This window comes from Streptomyces gardneri (assembly GCF_006539185.1).
Taxonomy (GTDB): domain Bacteria; phylum Actinomycetota; class Actinomycetes; order Streptomycetales; family Streptomycetaceae; genus Streptomyces; species Streptomyces gardneri.
The window spans coordinates 309,392-326,433 of sequence record NZ_BJMN01000005.1 but is presented as its reverse complement, the minus strand read 5'-3'; the positions used below and the strand labels follow the sequence as shown (position 1 = coordinate 326,433).

At 73.7% G+C, this 17,042-nt stretch carries 13 protein-coding genes; 9 read left to right on the top strand and 4 right to left on the bottom strand.

Features of this window, described 5'->3' with window-relative positions:
- Window positions 1-91: 91 nt before the first annotated feature.
- From SGA01_RS03845 to SGA01_RS03815, 7 genes are all read left to right on the top strand, one after another.
- Entirely contained in the window at window positions 92-856 is a 765-nt protein-coding gene (locus SGA01_RS03845) for a crotonase/enoyl-CoA hydratase family protein (protein ID WP_229917925.1), read from the top strand.
- Window positions 853-2,838 carry an acetoacetate--CoA ligase gene (locus SGA01_RS03840; RefSeq protein WP_141293269.1) on the top strand — a complete coding sequence of 662 codons (1,986 nt, stop codon included), beginning with the start codon at window positions 853-855 and terminating at the stop codon, window positions 2,836-2,838. Before SGA01_RS03845 ends, SGA01_RS03840 begins: the two co-directional genes overlap by 4 nt.
- Window positions 2,835-3,719 carry a 3-hydroxyacyl-CoA dehydrogenase NAD-binding domain-containing protein gene (locus SGA01_RS03835; protein WP_141293267.1) on the top strand — a complete coding sequence of 295 codons (885 nt, stop codon included), beginning with the start codon at window positions 2,835-2,837 and terminating at the stop codon, window positions 3,717-3,719. Before SGA01_RS03840 ends, SGA01_RS03835 begins: the two co-directional genes overlap by 4 nt.
- A gap of 8 nt (window positions 3,720-3,727) precedes the next feature.
- Window positions 3,728-4,624 (top strand): amidohydrolase family protein, encoded by an 897-nt coding sequence (locus SGA01_RS03830; RefSeq protein WP_141293498.1) that lies wholly within the window; start codon window positions 3,728-3,730, stop codon window positions 4,622-4,624.
- 154 nt (window positions 4,625-4,778) lie between these two features.
- Window positions 4,779-6,542, top strand: coding sequence for a pyridoxal phosphate-dependent aminotransferase (locus SGA01_RS03825; protein ID WP_141293265.1), 1,764 nt, complete (start codon window positions 4,779-4,781; stop codon window positions 6,540-6,542).
- A 62-nt stretch (window positions 6,543-6,604) separates the two neighbouring features.
- Window positions 6,605-7,345, top strand: a complete 741-nt coding sequence (locus tag SGA01_RS03820; protein ID WP_141293496.1) for a phosphatidate cytidylyltransferase — start codon at window positions 6,605-6,607, stop codon at window positions 7,343-7,345.
- Between the two features lie 185 nt (window positions 7,346-7,530).
- Window positions 7,531-8,445, top strand: coding sequence for an adenosine kinase (locus SGA01_RS03815; RefSeq protein ID WP_141293263.1), 915 nt, complete (start codon window positions 7,531-7,533; stop codon window positions 8,443-8,445).
- Between the two features lie 37 nt (window positions 8,446-8,482).
- On the opposite strand, the gene SGA01_RS03810 is transcribed toward SGA01_RS03815, so the two are convergent.
- From SGA01_RS03810 to SGA01_RS03795, 4 genes are read right to left on the bottom strand one after another with little or no spacing between them, the layout of a single operon-like run.
- Window positions 8,483-10,057 (bottom strand): amidohydrolase, encoded by a 1,575-nt coding sequence (locus SGA01_RS03810; protein WP_141293261.1) that lies wholly within the window; start codon window positions 10,055-10,057, stop codon window positions 8,483-8,485.
- 40 nt (window positions 10,058-10,097) lie between these two features.
- Window positions 10,098-11,036 carry an ABC transporter ATP-binding protein gene (locus SGA01_RS03805; RefSeq protein WP_229917927.1) on the bottom strand — a complete coding sequence of 313 codons (939 nt, stop codon included), beginning with the start codon at window positions 11,034-11,036 and terminating at the stop codon, window positions 10,098-10,100.
- A complete protein-coding gene (locus SGA01_RS03800; protein WP_141293259.1) occupies window positions 11,033-12,169 on the bottom strand; it encodes a FecCD family ABC transporter permease in 1,137 nt (378 codons plus the stop codon). Before SGA01_RS03800 ends, SGA01_RS03805 begins: the two co-directional genes overlap by 4 nt.
- Window positions 12,166-13,233, bottom strand: coding sequence for a FecCD family ABC transporter permease (locus SGA01_RS03795; RefSeq protein ID WP_371865998.1), 1,068 nt, complete (start codon window positions 13,231-13,233; stop codon window positions 12,166-12,168). Before SGA01_RS03795 ends, SGA01_RS03800 begins: the two co-directional genes overlap by 4 nt.
- 159 nt (window positions 13,234-13,392) lie before the next feature.
- On the opposite strand from SGA01_RS03795, the gene SGA01_RS03790 reads away from it, so the two are divergent.
- Window positions 13,393-15,090: an ABC transporter ATP-binding protein gene (locus SGA01_RS03790; protein WP_141293257.1), complete on the top strand. Its 1,698-nt coding sequence runs from the start codon at window positions 13,393-13,395 to the stop codon at window positions 15,088-15,090.
- Window positions 15,091-15,140: 50 nt separating this feature from the next.
- A complete protein-coding gene (locus SGA01_RS03785; protein WP_141293255.1) occupies window positions 15,141-16,970 on the top strand; it encodes an ABC transporter ATP-binding protein in 1,830 nt (609 codons plus the stop codon).
- The last annotated feature ends 72 nt before the right edge of the window (window positions 16,971-17,042 follow it).

Here is a 17,042-nt window from a genome sequence, read left to right as displayed (position 1 = left end):
GAATCCTGTCGAAAATTCTAGCGCAAACCCCCTTGCGTGGCTGCAGGGCGCCCTCTGATACTCAGGATTCCTGATGATTGAGGAGTCCTTCTTGAGCACGCTTTCGATCGACCGCCGCGACGGAGTGGCGGTCCTGACGCTCTGCCGCCCGGCCAAGCGCAACGCCCTCGACGACGCCACGGTGCTGCGCGTCGAGGAGTTCTTCCGCAAGCCGGGCCCCGACGTCCGGGCCGTCGTCCTGGACGCCGAGGGCGACCACTTCTCGGCCGGACTCGACCTCGGCGAGCTGACCGAGCGGTCCACCGAGGAGGCTCTGGAGCACTCGCTCATGTGGCACCGGGTCTTCGACACGATCGAGGGCGGGCGGGTCCCCGTGGTGGCCGCGCTGAAGGGCGCGGTCATCGGCGGCGGTCTGGAGCTGGCGGCCGCCGCGCACCTCCGGGTGGCCGAACCGACCGCCTTCTACGCCCTGCCGGAGGGGCAGCGCGGCCTGTTCGTCGGCGGTGGCGGCTCGGTCCGCGTCCCCCGGCTGATCGGGGCGCACCGGATGGCCGACATGATGCTCACCGGCCGCGTCCTCGACGCCGCCGAGGGCCAGGCCGTCGGCCTCTCGCACTACCTGACCGAGGAGGGCGGGGCGCGCGCCAAGGCCCTGGAGCTCGCGGAACGGATCGCGGCCAACGCGCCGCTGACCAACTTCGCCGTCCTCCAGGCACTCCCCCGCATCGCCGAGGCCTCGCCCGCCGGCGGCCTCCTGCTCGAATCCCTCATGGCGGCCGTCGCCGCCGGCAGCGCCGACGCCCAGGAGAGGATGCGGGCGTTCCTCGACGGCCGCGCCGGAAAGGTCACCCGATGAGCGAGATCCTCAGCACCCCCGGTCCCCGGGTCAGGGACGAGTCGGAGATCGGGCGCTACCTCCGCTGGCTGGAGGCGGAGCGGCAGCTGTCGTTCCCGGACTACGACAGCCTGTGGCAGTGGTCCGTCACCGACCTGGAGGGCTTCTGGTCCTCGGTCTGGGAGTTCTTCGACGTCCGTCCGCACACCCCGCCCACCGCCGTCCTGGGCCGCAGGTCCATGCCGGACGCCGAGTGGTTCCCGGGCGCGACCCTCAACTACGCCGAGCACGCCCTCGGCCGCGAGGATTCCGCCGAGGACGCCGCCGCCGTCGCGGTCGTCGCCCACTCCCAGACGCGGGCGCCGGTCGAGCTGACCTTCGGCGAGCTCCGCGACCAGGTCGCCCGGGCCCGCGCCGGGCTCCTCCGCCTCGGCGTCCGCAAGGGCGACCGGGTCGTCGCCTATCTGCCGAACATCCCCGAGACGCTCGTCGCCTTCCTCGCCACCGCGAGCATCGGCGCGGTCTGGGCGGCCTGCGCACCGGAGTTCGGGCCTCGCAGCGTCGTCGACCGCTTCGCCCAGCTCGAACCGAAGGTGCTGCTCACCGTCGCCGGCTACCACTACGGGGAGCGGGACGTCGACCGCCGTACCGAGGTCGCGGAGATCGCCGCGCAGCTCCCGACCGTGGAGCGGGTCGTCCACATCCCCTACGGACCGCACGCCCTGCCCGACGCCCTCGGCTGGACGGAGCTGCTCGCGGAACCGGCCCCCGGCCCCGTCCCCTTCGAGCCGGTGCCGTTCGACCATCCGCTGTTCGTGCTCTTCTCCTCCGGCACCACCGGCATCCCCAAGGCGATCGTCCACCGCCACGGCGGGATCCTCCTGGAACACCTGAAGAACAACGCGCTGAGCTGGGACCTGAAGCCGGGCGACCGGATGCTCTGGTTCAGCACCACGGCCTGGATGCTGTGGAACACCCTGGTCTCGGCGCTGCTCGTCCGCGCCTCGATCGTCATGATCGACGGCAATCCGGTCCACCCGGAGCTGCGGGAGCAGTGGCGGATCGCCGAGGAGACGGGGGCGACGCTCATGGGCGTCAGCCCCGGCTATCTGATGGCCTGCCGCAAGGCCGGCGTCCGGCCCGCCGAGGAGTTCGACCTGTCGCGGCTGCGGCAGCTCGGCGCTGCGGGCAGCCCGCTCGCGGCCGAAGGATTCCGCTGGGTGGCCGAGCAGTTCGGCGACCGGGTGCTCCTGAACGTCGGCTGCGGCGGCACCGACGTGTGCACCGGCATCCTCCAGGGAAGCCCGCTGCAGACCGTGCGCGCCGGGGAGATCTCCGGCCCGTGCCTCGGCGTCGCGGCGTACGCCTACGACGGCGAGGGGAAGCGGGTCGTCGGCGAGCTGGGCGAGCTGGTGATCACCGAGCCGATGCCGTCGATGCCCGTCGGCTTCTGGGGCGACACCGACGGCTCCCGCTACCGGGCCGCGTACTTCGAGGAGTACCCGGGCGTGTGGCGGCACGGCGACTGGGTGCGGTTCGCGCCCGAGGGCCACTGCATCGTCGCCGGACGCTCCGACGCCACCCTCAACCGCGGCGGGGTCCGGCTCGGCACCGCCGAGTTCTACGCCGTCGTCGAGGACCTGCCCGAGGTCGACGACAGCCTCGTCGTCCACATCGAGGACCCCGAGGGCGGCAACGGCGAACTGCTGCTGTTCGTCGCGGGCCCCGCCGAGCTCGACGACGCCCTCCGTACGAAGATCGCCCGGACGCTGCGGTCGGCGCTGTCGCCCCGGCACGTCCCCGACGTGATCGAGCGGGTGCCCGCCGTCCCGCGCAACCGCACCGGCAAGAAGCTGGAGGTGCCCGTCAAGCGGATCCTCCTCGGCGCGGCCCCCGAGTCCGTCGCGAGCACCGACGTCCTCGCCGACCCCCGCTCCCTGGACACCTTCGTCGCGTACGCCGCCACGCGCGGCGGCACGGTGAGGCCGGGGAGCGCGTCATGAGGATCGCCGTCGTCGGGACCGGCGTCATCGGGGCCTCCTGGACCACCCTCTTCCTCCGGTACGGGCACGAGGTCGTCGCGACCGACCCGGCGCCCGGCGCGGAGGCCCGGCTGCGCGCGGCCGTCACCGCCGACCAGACCCGGCTGACGTTCACCGCCGACCTCGCCGAGGCCGTCGCGGACGCCGGCTTCGTCCAGGAGAACGGGCCCGAGCGCCCCGACCTGAAGGACGAGGTCTTCGCCGCCCTCGACGCCGCGGCCCCGCCGGGGACGGTCCTGGCGAGCAGCTCCTCCGGGCTGCTCCCGTCCCGGATCCAGCGGGCCTGCGCGGCCCATCCCGAACGGGTCCTCGTCGGGCACCCGTTCAACCCACCGCACCTCATCCCGCTGGTCGAGGTCGTGCCGGGCGAGCGGACGGGCGAGGCCGCCGTGGAGGCGGCCATGCGGTTCTACCGCGGTCTCGGCCGGCGGCCGATCCGGCTGCGCCGGGAGCTGCCCGGGCACGTCGCGAACCGGCTCCAGGCAGCGCTGTGGCGCGAGGCGTACTCCCTGGTCGACCGGGGCGCGGCCAGTGTCGCCGACATCGACACGGCCATCGCCCACGGCCCCGGCCTGCGCTGGGCGCTGCTCGGGCCGTTCCTCAACCAGCACCTCTCGGGAGGTGCGGGCGGCATCGCCCACGTACTCGAACACCTCGGCCCGCCCATGGAGGAGTGGTGGGCGGACCTCGGCGCGCCGCGCCTCACACCCGAGCTGACCGACAAGATCACCCAGGGCGTCGCCGAGGAGCTGGCGGGGACCGCCGAGGCCGGTCTCGTCGCCGAACGCGACGCGCTCCTCGCCCTCCTGCTCGACGCCAAGAACCGTACCGACCACCTGTGAGCACGCCGATGAACCCCCAGACCCCCCTGACTGGCCGGACCCCCCTCGACCCCGCCGAGCTGACGGCGATCGACTTCCACGTCCATGTCGAGCAGGACGCCCACGGCCATCTCGCGCTCGATGCCGAGCTGATGGACGCCTCGGCCGCGTACTTCAGGTCCGGCCAGGACCGCACTCCGACCGTCGAGCGTCTCGCGGCCCACTACCGCGAGCGCCGGATGGCCGCCGTGATCTTCACGGTGGACGCCACGACGGGCCTCGGCCACCCGGGCCTGTCCAGCGAGGAGATCGCCGCCGCCGCGGCCGAACACCCCGACGTCCTCATCCCGTTCGGCTCGGTCGACCCGCACCGTCCCGACGCCGTCGACCGGGCCCGCGCGCTCGTCCTCGACCACGGCGTCCGCGGCTTCAAGTTCCACCCGAGTCTCCAGGCGTTCGCGCCGAACACGCCCGAGCTCTACCCGCTCTACGAGGCGCTCCAGGAGCTGGGCGTCCCCGCGCTGTTCCACACCGGGCAGACCGGCATCGGCGCGGGCCTGCCCGGCGGGCGCGGCATCAAGCTGCGCTACTCGGACCCGATGCTCCTGGACGACGTCGCCGCCGACTTCCCCGGCCTGACGATCATCCTGGCGCACCCGTCGGTGCCGTGGCAGGACGAGGCCATCTCCATGGCCACGCACAAGGCCAACGTCCACATCGACCTGTCGGGCTGGTCGCCGAAGTACTTCCCGCCGCAGCTCGTCAGGGCCGCCGGCTCCTTCCTCCGGCACAAGGTGCTGTTCGGCTCGGACTTCCCCGTCGTGACCCCGGACCGATGGCTGGCCGACTTCGAGAAGCTCGACATCAAGCCCGAGGTCCGGCCGCTGATCCTCAAGGAGAACGCCGTCCGGCTCCTCGGCCTCTGATCCCGACGGCCGACGGCCGACGGACCCCGACTCCTCCGTCACCGGCGTGAGTACGCGTACTCAGGTGTCTTCGGCCGGACTCCCCCATGCTGGTGCGCGGACATTGGATCTTCCTCGGGGGACACGCATGGACCGCACGAACGGAACGGAACACATGGGGCGCGTCTTGCAGTTGCGCACCGCCACTCCGCAGGATCGCGACTGGATCCACGAGCTCCGCCATCGTGTGTACGCGGAGGAGCTCGGACAGCATCCGGTGGATCCCTCGGGGCGGTTGAGCGACGGGCTCGACGGCGAGAACGTCTATCTCGTGGCCGCGCGCGGGGAGACCCGGATCGGGTTCGTCAGTCTCACCCCGCCGTGGGTCGGCCGCTACGGTCTTGACAAGTACCTGACGCGCGAGGAGCTGCCTGTCCTGACCGAGGAGGCCCCCTTCGAGATCCGCGTCCTGACGGTCGAGGAGCGGTGGAGGTCGACAGCGGCCGCGCCGCTCCTCATGTACGCGGCGCTGCGCTGGGTCGCGGCGCGGGGCGGGCGCCGGGTCGTGGCGATGGGACGCACGGAGCTGCTCGACATGTACCTCGCCACCGGGCTGCGGCCGGTGGGGCGCACGGTCCGCTCCGGCGCCGTCTCGTTCGAGGTGCTGAGCGGCTCCGTGGCCGAGCTGACGAGGACGGTCGGGGAGCGCCACGGCCGGACGCTGGAGCGACTGCGGGCGGGCCTCGACTGGCGGTTGGACGTGCCGTTCGCGCCGCGCGCTGACGGCTGCGAGCACGGCGGCGCCTTCTTCTCGGCCATCGGTACGGACTTCCGGACACTGCCCCGTCGTCACGAGGTCGTCCCGGCCGACGTGCTGGACGCCTGGTTCCCGCCGTCCCCGGACGTCCGCGCTGTCCTGTCGGAGGATCCGGGGTGGGCGGCCCGGACCTCGCCCCCGACCGGCGCGGAAGGACTGCTCGCGGAGATCGCCGAGGTCCGCGGGCTGCCGGTGGAGTCGCTGGCCGTCGGCGCGGGCTCGTCCGACCTGATCTTCCGCGCGTTCGGCCGGTGGCTCACGCCGACGAGCCGGGTGCTCCTCCTCGACCCGAGCTACGGCGAGTACGCCCATGTCACCGAGCGGGTGATCGGCTGCAAGGTCGACCGGCTCCGGCTGCGCCGGGAGGACGGCTGGCTGCTCGATCCGGCCCGGCTCGCCGCCGCGACCCGGAGCGGACGGTACGACCTCGTGGTGGTGGTCAACCCGAACAATCCGACCGGCCGCCACGCCCCCGCCGACGCGCTGCGCGCGGTGATCGCGGACACGCCCGCGCGGACCCGGTGGTGGATCGACGAGGCGTACCTGGGCTACGTCGATCCGGCGGACTCGCTGGCCGGACTCGCCTCGGTCGACCCCCGGGTCGTGGTCTGCACGTCGCTGTCGAAGATGTACGCGCTGTCGGGGATGCGGGCCGCGTATCTGGTGGCCGACCCGGAGACGGCCGCGGAGCTGCGCCGCTGGACGCCGCCGTGGCCGGTCAGCCTGCCGGCCCAACTGGCCGCCGTGACCGCGCTGCGCGATCCCGCGTACTACGCGGAGCGCTGGGCGCGCACCGCGGTGCTGCGCCGTGAACTCGCCGCCGGTCTCCTGGAGCTCGACGGCTTCTCCTCGGTCGACGAGGGCGTGTCGAACTTCCTCACGGTGACGCTGCGGCGGGGCGGGCCGAGCGCGGCCCGGCTGGTGGGCGAGTGCCGCCGCCACGACGTGTACCTGCGGGACCTGTCGCCGATGTCCCCCTCGTACGAGGGACGGACCTTCCGCGTCGCCGTCCGCGACAGGGTGGAGAACGCGCGGATCGTCGCGGCGTGCCGGAGCGCCCTGGAGGCGCTGGGGGCGGAGACGGTCGCGCCGGTGGCGGCGGGCGGGCAGGGCGGCCTGTGACGACGACCGTCGCCGGTCTCGTGCCGTACCTCGGCGGGGCGCTGGCGGCCGGAGGGCTCGCGGTGGTGGCGACCCGGCGACGCGAGCTGATGATCCGGTGGTGCGTGTGGGCGCTCGGAGTGCCCCTGGTCACCGCCGCGTTCTGGCTCGGTCCGGCGGGGATCGCGGTGCTCGCGGCCGTGGTCGCGGTGGTCGCCGTGGCGGAGTACGGCGGGCTGCTGCGACTGGCCCTGGTGGACCGGGCGGTGCTCGGCGCGGCGGTCGTCGCGCTCGTCCTGACCGCCTGGCTGGCCCCCGAAGAGGTCCTCCGGGTGGGGGCCGTCGGGGCGCTCGCGATCGCCGGGGTGCCGCTGCTCGCGGGCGACGCGGAGCACGGGCTCCGTCGCCTGGGGGCGGGCCTGCTCGGGCTCGTCTGGCTGGGCGTCCTGGCCGGTCTCGTGCCGTCCGGCGCCCTCGGGCTCGTCCTGTTCGTGGCCGTGTCGATCGCCGACATCGTCGCGTACGCGGCGGGTCCCCGGTTCGGCGGCCCCCGGCTCTCCCCGCTGTCGCCCGCCAAGCGGTGGAGCGGCACGCTCGCCGGGGCTGCGGCCGGTCTCGGGACGCTCGCCGTGCTGTCGTCCCTGACGTGGCAGACGGCGGTGGCCGTGGCGGTCGGCGGCCCGCTCGGGGACCTGCTGGAGTCGATGGTCAAGCGCGGTGCCGGCGCGAAGGACGCCGGCCGGTGGCTCGCCGGCTCGGGCGGGCTGCTGGACCGGATCGACTCCCTCCTTATGGCTCTGGCGGTGCTGCTGGTCCTGAGCTGAGCCGAACTGAACCGAGTTGAACGACTCTGAGTCGAGCCGAGCCGCCCCGCACCGCACCGCGACAACTTGCTGAAATTTGCCGCAAGTTCTTGCATCACCCTGCGCCGGCTGCTTGACTCGCGTCCGTTCGGCGGGAGTTGTGCCACCCCCCTCCGACCACCGCGATCCCGTCGAGAGGAACAGCGATGACCAGCGAGTACGACGTCCTCGTCCTGGGCGGAGCGGGGGTCGACACGATCGTGTACGTCCCCGAGCTGCCCCTGCCGTACGCCGACAGCTACATGATCCGGCCGGGCATCGAGGCCCGCGCCGGGCAGACCGGCGACTTCGTCGCCCTGGGCCTGAGCTCCCTCGGCCTGCGGACGCACCACCTCGACATGATCGGCGACGACCCGTACGGCGACCTCGTCCGCGCCTTCCACCGCGACCGGGGCATCGACTTCACCGAAGTGCCCCTGCCCGGCGGTACGAAGCGGGCCGTCAACCTCGTCTCCCCCGACGGCCGGCGCCTCTCGCTCTACGACGACAGCCGCTCCCGGGAGTCGGACCGGCTCCCCGAGGAGCTGGTCCGCTCCCTGGCCGCGGCGAGCCGGCACGCGCACGTCTCGATCACCCACCCGTGCGCCTTCGCCCTGCCCCTGCTCCGCGAGGCGGGTCTCACGATCTCCACCGACCTGCACAACTGGGACGGCGAGAACCCCTATCACGAGCCGTTCGCCTACGGCGCCGACATCGTCTTCGTCTCCGCCACCGCCCTCGCGGACAAGGAGAAGACCATGCGCCGCATCCTGGAGCGGGGGCGGGCCGAGGCCGTGGTCGCCACCGCCGGGGCCGAGGGCGCGTACCTGCTGACCGCCGACGGTCTCGCGCACATCCCCGCCGTCACGCCGCGCGCCCCGGTGGTCGACTCCAACGGCGCGGGAGACGCCTTCGCCGCCGGCTTCCTCTTCGGCCGTCTGACCGGCGAGGACCTGGACCGCTGCGCGCTGTACGGCTCGGTGGCCGGTGCCTACGCGTGCACCGTGCCGGCGACCGGCAGCGACGCCATCGACCGCGCCGGGCTCCTCCGCGAGGTCGCCGAGCCGACGTCCAGGCCCTGAGGCCGGTCCGGCTTCCCGGCCCGCCGCCGGTCGGCTTTCAGGCCTTGGTCTCCTGAGCGCGCCGACCGTCCACGTACGTCGCCACGATCTCGATGTCCCCGATCCGGGCCGTATCGACGCGCCGCGGGTCGTCCGCGAGGACCACGAGGTCGGCGCGCTTGCCGGGGCTCAGGCTGCCGGCGGTGTCGTCCCAGCGGCAGGCGTACGCGCCCGCGACGGTGTAGGCGTGCAGGGCCTCGTCGACGGTCACCGCCTCGTCAGGGCCGATCCGGCGGCCGGAGAGGGAGGCCCGCTCGACCATGAACTGCACGGCCCGCAGCGGAGAGCCGTCCGTGACCGGGCGGTCCGAGCTGCCGGCGACGGTGACGCCGTGGTCCAGGAAGCCCCGGCCCCGGTACATCCACGGCGCCCGCCGCTCCCCCATGATCTGCGCGTAGTCGTCGCCGAAGGAGCGCAGGAAGTTGGGCTGGATCACGGCGCTGAGGCCGAGGCGCGCGAAACGGGGCAGCTGGTCGGGCCGGATCAGCCCCGCGTGCTCGATCCGGTGCCGGGCGTCGGGGCGGGGCCGCAGCTCCTGGGCACGCTCCAGGGCGTCGAGGGCGAGGTCGGCGGCGCGGTCCCCGATGGCGTGGACCGCGAGCTGCCAGCCCGCGAGATGGCCGTCCACGATCATCCGGCCGAGCCGCTCGGGGTCGTCCTGGAGCTGGCCGGTGTGGGACATCCCCTCGTACGGGGCGGTCAGGGCGGCCGTACGGGCCATCATGCCGCCGTCCGTGTAGATCTTGAGCGCGCCCAGCGACAGCCAGTCGTCGCCGAAGCCCGTCCGCAGGCCGAGGTCGAGGGCGCGGGGGATGCCGTCGTCGCGGTGCGCGCCGAGCGGGTGCAGGGTGTCGCCCGCGGCCATGAGCTGGACCCGCAGGGGCAGCCGGCCCTGGTCCCGGAGGAGTTGGTAGGCGCCGAGCTCGACCGGGCTGTGGCCGAGGAGTCCGCCGCCGATGCCCGCCTCGGCGACGGCGGTGATGCCCTCGGCGAGGCAGGCGCGGGCCGCGAGCTCGACCGCGTCGGCGATCTCCTCCTGGGAGTAGGGCAACCGGAGGCGGCGCACGGCGGACATGGCGCTCTCGACGAGGAACCCGTCCTGGTGCGGCACGTCGGCCGGCAGGAGTTCCAGGACGGCGCTGTTGACGACACAGGCGTGGCCGGAGTCGTGCATGAGGAAGAGTCTGCGTCCGCGACCGACCCGGTCGAGCTCGGTCGCGGTGAGGTGCCGGCCCAGGGCCCGCTGGTCGTAGCCCGCGATGTCCACCCAGGCGCCGGGCGGCTTGCGCTCGACGGCGTCCGCGACGACGGCGAGCACGTCCTCGACCCGCTCGCACGGGGCGATGTTCGGCGTGTTCGCCTTCAGCCCCGCCCACGCCAGGTGCACATGGCTGTCGATGAAGCCGGGCAGCACGGTGGCGCCCTGGAGGTCGACGACCTCGCGGGCGGGCAGCGAGGTCACGGCCTCGTCGAGACCGACGATCCGGCCGCGCCAGATCCCGAGGTCGTGGGCGACGGGGTGGTCCGGGTCCATCGTGAGGATGTGCGCGTTCGTCAGCCTCGTACAGAGCATGGTCGGTCCGTCCGGATCGTTGTCGGCGTCGGTGTCGGCGTCAGGTGGTCGGGGCGAGGGCGGTGGCCCCGGTCGTGGGCGCGTACCGCTTGGGCGCAGCCGGCACCATCAGCGGGGTCCCCGTCTCCGGGTCGTCGATGATCCGGCAGGGCAGGCCGAAGACGTCCTCGACCAGCTCGGCGGTCATGACGGTCGACGGGTCGCCCTCGGCCGCGATCACGCCCCCGGGCCGCATCACGATGAGGTGCGTGGCGTAGCGGCACGCCTGGTTGAGGTCGTGGAGGACCGCGACGACCGTGTGGCCCCGGCGGGCGTGGAGTTCGGCGCACAGGTCGAGGACCTCGACCTGGTGGGCGATGTCCAGGAAGGTCGTCGGCTCGTCGAGCAGGAGGATCGAGGTCTGCTGGGCCAGGACCATGGACAGCCACACCCGCTGGCGCTGGCCGCCGGAGAGGTCGTCGACGGGCCGGTCGGCGAGTTCGAGGACGCCGGTCTGGCGCATCGCCTCGACGACGGCCGCCTCGTCGTCGGCGGACCACTGCTTGAGCATGCCCTGGTGCGGGTACCTGCCGCGGGCCACGAGGTCCCCGACGGTGATGCCGCCGGGCGCGGTGGAGGACTGCGGGAGCAGGCCGAGGCGGCGGGCGACCTCGCGGGAGCGGTACGAGCCGATGGCGCGGCCGTCGAGGTGGACCTGTCCGGCGCGGGGCTTGAGCATCCGGGCGAGGGCGGTGAGGAGCGTGGACTTGCCGCAGGCGTTCGGGCCGATGATCACGGTGAACGAGCGGTCGGGGATCTCGACGCCGAGACCGGTGGCCACGGTCCGCTGGTCGTAGGAGAGGGTCAGGTTCTCGGCGCGGAGGCGGGAGGCGGGAGGGTTCGCCGACCCGGTCTCCGGCACGGTCGCCGTTCCGGTTCCCGGCCCGGTCGCCTGTCCGCTCGTCGATCCGCTCGTCGGACGCTTCGCTGTTGCTGTCATGCGCGGCTCTTTCGCGACTCGGTGACCAGTAGCCAGATGAGGTAGAGCCCGCCGACGCAGCCGGTCGCCGTGCCCACGGGGAGGAGCGCGGGGGCGAAGAGGCGCTGCACCGCGAGGTCGCTCAGGGCGAGCATGACCGCGCCCATGAGGGCGGACGGCAGCAGGGCGGGCCCGGACGAGCGGGTCAGTTTGCGGGCCACCTGGGGCGCGGCCAGGGCGATGAACCAGATGGGGCCGGTGACGGCGGTGGCGAAGGCGGCGAGGGCGACGCTGATGACGAGGAGCAGGGTGCGGGTGCGTGCCACGTCGACGCCGAGGGCCATGGCGGTGGTGTCGCCCATCTCCACCATGGAGAGGCGGCGGGAGAGGAGGAAGGCGAGCGGCAGCAGAACGGCGACGGCGATCCCGATGGCGGTGGCGTGCGTCCAGAGCCGGTTGCCCAGGCTGCCGATGAGCCAGGCCTGCGCCTCCAGGGCCTCCTGGAAGGTGGCCCGGGTGATCAGGTACGAGTTCACGGCGAGCAGCAGGGCGCTGACGCCGATCCCGACGACGACCAGCCGGAACCCCTGGATGCCCCGCCCGAGCATGAGGAGGTGGACGGCGAGGGCGGTGGCGAGGCCGCCGGCCAGCGCGCCGAGCGCGATCTGCGTCATGCTGCCGTGGAGCACGACGATGACGACGAGCGCGCCCACGGCGGAGCCGTTGGTGAAGCCGATGATGTCGGGGCTGCCCAGGGGGTTGCCCGTGACGCTCTGCAGGATGGCCCCGCTGACGGCGAGGGCGGCGCCGACGCAGAGCGCGGTCAGGAGCCGGGGCATGCGCAGGGTGTTGACGACGAAGTCGGCGATGCCCGAGCCGTTGCCGGTGAGCGCCTGGAGGACCTCTCCGACGGTGAGGTCGAAGTCTCCGGTGGTGAGCGTGATGCCCGCGACGGCGAGGAGTGCGACGAGGAGGGCGGCGGTGACGGCGACGGTCCGGCCCCGGACGAGCAGGGAGACGGCTCCCGACGGCGTACGGACGACCCGGCCGCTGACGACACGGGACGGGGCCGGGGCGGAGGTGGCGTCGGAGCGGGACCCGCCCTCGGAGCCGGGCGGAGGTCCGGAGGACTTCGCCTCCCGTACGGCAGTCACAGCATGACCAGCTTTCGGCGGCGGCACAGGGCGATGAAGAGGGGCGCTCCGATGAACGCGGTGACGATGCCGACCTGCACCTCGCCGGGGGCGCCGAGGATCCGGCCGAGGACGTCGGAGCCGATGAGCAGGACGGGGGCGATGAGCATCGAGTACGCGAACACCCACCGCTGGTCGGGGCCGACGACGAAGCGGGCGACGTGCGGGACGGCGAGCCCCACGAAGCCGATCGGTCCGGCGGCGGCGGTCGCGGCGCCGCACAGGAGCATCACCGCGACGGCGCCGAGGGCGCGGGTGCGGCCGACGTTCACGCCGAGGGCCCGGCCCATCTGGTCGCCCATGGCCAGGGCGTTGAGCGAGGGAGCGAGGACGAGGGCGACGACCAGGCCGACCCCGATGAACGGCAGGGCCATCAGGACGACGTCGTAGTAGCGGCCCGCGAGGGAGCCCACGGTCCAGAAGCGGAACTGGTCGAAGGCCCTGGGGTCGAGCAGCAGGATCGCCCAGTTGAAGGCGTACAGCACCGCGGTGACGGCGGCGCCGGCGACGACGAGCCGCTCGGGCGAGGCGAGCTTCCGTCCGGAGGAGCCCAGCAGATAGACCCCGACGGACGCGGCGGCGGCGCCCGCGAGCGCGAACCAGACGTATCCGAGGGGTGCCCCGACGCCGAAGAAGGCGATGGCCACCACCACGCCGGCGGAGGCCCCGAGGTTGACGCCGAGCATGCCGGGGTCGGCGAGCGGGTTGCGGGTCAGGGCCTGCATGAGGGCGCCGGCGAGGCCGAGCGCCATGCCGACGAGCATGCCGAGGATGGTCCGCGGGATGCGGTAGTCATGGACGATCACCGACGTCTCCGAGCCGTCGGGGTTCCACAGGACGTGCCAGGTGGCGGTGAAGGGGATGCCTCGGGTGCCGACCCAGACGCTGACGAGCGAGACGAGGACGAGGGCGGCGACGCCGAGCAGGAGGCCGAGGCTCCGGAGCGTGGCCCCGGTGCGGCCCGAGTGGGGTGCGGCGTCGACGGCCTTCCCGACCTGTTCGCGGGACTGGACGGACAACGACAGCTCCCCTGGCGGCAGTTGACGCGTGGGGTGAACCCCGCGGTACGCGACCTGACGAGCCGGTACTTAGGTGAGGCTAACCGAAGGCGCACGGCCGGTCAACGCTCGACAGGTCAGAGTAGGCTTACCTAACCATTCACTCGTTCTCCGCGGAGGAGCCACATGCCAACGGGCGTACCGACAGGGGCAGTTGTCCTCGGTCGAGCGATCAGAGGGCAACGCCCGCGCATCATCGCGGCATCCCTGCTCGGCATGACCCACCAAGGCTGCGAGGCCCTGGTCCCGGTGGTCATCGGCGTCATCATCGACTCGGCGGTGGCGACCGGCTCCTCCGAGTCCCTGCTGCGCTGGCTCGTCGTCCTCGCGGCCCTCTTCCTCGTCCTCTCCACGTGCTACCGCACGAGCGCGCGGATCACCGAGGGCGCGGGCGAGCAGGCCGCGCACCGCCTCCGGCTCGAACTGGCCGCGCGCGTCCTCGACCCCCGCGGCGGCGCCGAGACGAACCGCCTCCCCGGCGCCCTCACCAGCATCGCCACCAACGACGCCCGCCGGGTCGGCTCGGTGGCGACCGCCATCGCGTACGGGGTGTCGGCGGTCGCGGCCCTCGTGATCAGCGCCGTCGCCCTCCTGCGGATCTCCGTCCCGCTCGGGCTGCTCGTCCTGCTCGGCATCCCGCCGCTGCTCTGGCTCGGGCACCGCATCAGCCGCCCGCTGGAGCGGCGCAGCGAGACCGAGCAGGAGCGCGCCGCCCACGCCTCGGGCGTCGCCGCCGACCTCGTCTCGGGTCTGCGCGTCCTCAAGGGCATGGGCGCCGAGTCGGCGGCGGTCGCCCGCTACCGCACCACGAGCCAGGACTCGCTGGCGGCCGCCCTGCGCGCGGCCCGCAGCCGGGCCGGGCACGAGGGCGCGATCCTCGCCCTGACGGGCGTCTTCATCGCCGTGATCGGCCTGGTGGGGGCCTATCTCGCCATGGACGGCAGCATCAGCGTCGGCGAACTGGTGGCGGCCGTGGGTCTGGCGCAGTTCCTCCTGGGACCGTTCCAGCTCCTCACGTACGTCAACGCCGAGATCGCCCAGGGGCGGGCGTCGGCCAAGCGGATCGCCGAGGTGCTCGCCGAGCCCGTCGCCGTCGAGGGCGGCGAGGCGGTCCCGGCCACACCGGCCGCCGGACACCTCGCGCTGCGCGGAGTGTCGCTCGGCGCCCTGCGCGGGGTGGACCTCGACCTGCCCGCCGGCGGCCTGACCGGCATCGTCACCAGGGACCCGGCGGCCGCCGCAGACCTGCTGCTCTGCCTGGCCCGGGAGAAGGACCCCGCCGAGGGCACGGTCGAGCTCGACGGCGTACCCCTGACCGGGCTCGACCCCGACGCGCTGCGCCGGGCGGTCCTGGTCGCCCACCACGACGCGGACCTCTTCGAGAGCACCCTCCTCGACAACGTACGGTCCGGGGCCGACGGCGACACGACGGCGGTCGACAGCGCCCTCACCGCCTCCGCCGCCGACGACGTGGCACTGCTGCTGCCGGACGGCGTGGACACCCTCCTCGCCGAGCGCGGCCGGTCCCTCTCCGGCGGCCAGCGCCAGCGCGTGGCGCTCGCCCGGGCGCTCGCCGCCGACCGGTCCGTGCTCGTCCTGCACGATCCGACGACCGCCGTCGACACCGTCACCGAGTCGCGGATCGCGCGCCGGCTGCGGGAGGTCCGCCGGGGCCGTACGACCGTCCTCGTCACCACCAGTCCCGCGCTCCTCGCGGTGACGGACCGGGTGGTGGTCCTGGAGGACGGCGCCGTACGGGCGGAAGGCCACCACAACGACCTGCTCGCCGCCGACGAGACGTACCGAGCGGCGGTCCTGGCATGACGAACGACGAGGCACGCCGTCCGGGTGACACGAGGGAGACGGAACAGACCATGAGCGGAACCCCCCAGGACCGCGCGCTCCTGCCGACCGCCACCGGCGCCGAGTCCATGGCGGCGCTGCGCACCATGCTCCACGGCCACCGGCTCCTGGCCGTGGGCGCGCTCTCCGTCCTCGTCGCCGGGACCGCCGTCGGGCTGCTGACCGCTCCCCTGCTCGGGCGCATCGTCGACCTGGTGGTGGAGCAGCGCGGGGCCCAGGCCCTGACGGTGCCGCTCGTCCTGCTGATCGCCGTCGCGATCGCCCGCGGCGCGGCCACCGCAGTCGGCGGCACGCTCGTCGCCCGGCTCGGCGAGACCGTGCTCGCCGCGCTGCGCGAGCAGTTCATCGAGCGGGCGCTGCGGCTGCCGCTCGAACGCGTCGAGGCGGCCGGCTCCGGGGACCTCGTCTCCCGGGTGACGAGCGACGTGACCATGATCGCCAAGTCGGTGCGGCAGGCGCTCCCCGAGTTCAGCCGGTCCGCGCTCACCATCGTGCTCACCTTCGCCGGACTCGCCGTGCTCGACTGGCGGTTCCTGCTCGCCGCGCTCCTCGCCGCGCCGGTACAGGTCTTCTCCGTACGCTGGTACATGCGCCGCTCCTCCCCCGTGTACGGCGAACACCGCATCGCCACCGGGGCCTTGCAGCACCAGCTGCTCGACAGCGTCGGCGGCGCGCGGACCGTCCGCGCCTTCCGGCTCGGCGGGACGCACTCCGGCCTCCTGGAGGAGCGGTCGGCGGCGGCGCGCGACCTCGGCCTGCGGGGCATCCACCTCGTCTCGGGCTTCTTCTCGCGGCTGAACCTCGCCGAGTTCATCGGCCTGGCCGCGATGCTCGCCACGGGCTTCGTCCTGGTCGACGGCGGCTCGGCGAGCATCGGTACGGCGACGGCCGCCGCGCTCTACTTCCACAGCCTCTTCAACCCGATCAACGCGACGCTGTACCTCCTGGACGACGCCCAGTCCGCGGGCGCGAGCTTCGCCCGTCTGGTGGGGGTCTCGGCCCTCCCGGCCGAGCCCGCGCCGCAGGGGGCCGACGCCCCCGTGGACGGCTCGGTCACGGTCTCGGGGCTCAGCCACGCCTACGGCACGGGCGCTCCGGTCCTGCACGAGATCGACCTCGCGGTACGGAGCGGGGAACGGGTCGCGCTGGTCGGCGCCAGCGGGGCGGGCAAGACGACCCTCGCGAAGGTCATCGCCGGGGTCCACGAAGCGACGTCCGGCTCGATCACGCTCGGCGGGGTGCCCGTCGGGAAGCTGGGCCCGGCCGGGGTCCGGCGCGCGGTGACCCTCATCAGCCAGGAGGTGCACGTCTTCGCCGGACCGCTCGCCGAGGACCTGCGCCTGGCGCGCCCCGAAGCAGGCGACGAGGAACTGCGCGCGGCCCTGGACAAGGTCGGAGCCCTGGAGTGGGCGGAGGCGCTGCCCGAGGGCCTGGCGACGGTCGTCGGAGAGGGCGGCCACCGGCTGACGGTGACGCAGGCGCAGCATCTCGCCCTGGCCCGGCTGGTCCTCGCCGACCCGCCGGTCGCCATCCTCGACGAGGCGACGGCCGACGCGGGCAGCGCGGGCGCCCGCGTCCTGGAGGACGCGGCGACCCGCGCTCTGGAGGGCCGCACGGGGCTGATGGTCGCCCACCGCCTTCCGCAGGCCGCGACCGCCGACCGCGTGGTCGTCCTGGACGCGGGCCGTGTCGTGGAGAACGGCACCCACGAGGAGCTGATCTCCGCGGGCGGGCGCTACGCCGACCTCTGGGCGGCGTGGTCGGACAGCCGGCGGCACCCGGCGGAGAAGGTGCCGAAGCCGGCCGCGGGCCACGAGGTCCCGGTCGTACCGGCCCCCTGAGGGGCGACACGAAGGAGGGGCGTCACGACTATCCGTCGTGACGCCCCTCCTTCGTGTTCCTTGCCCGGCCCT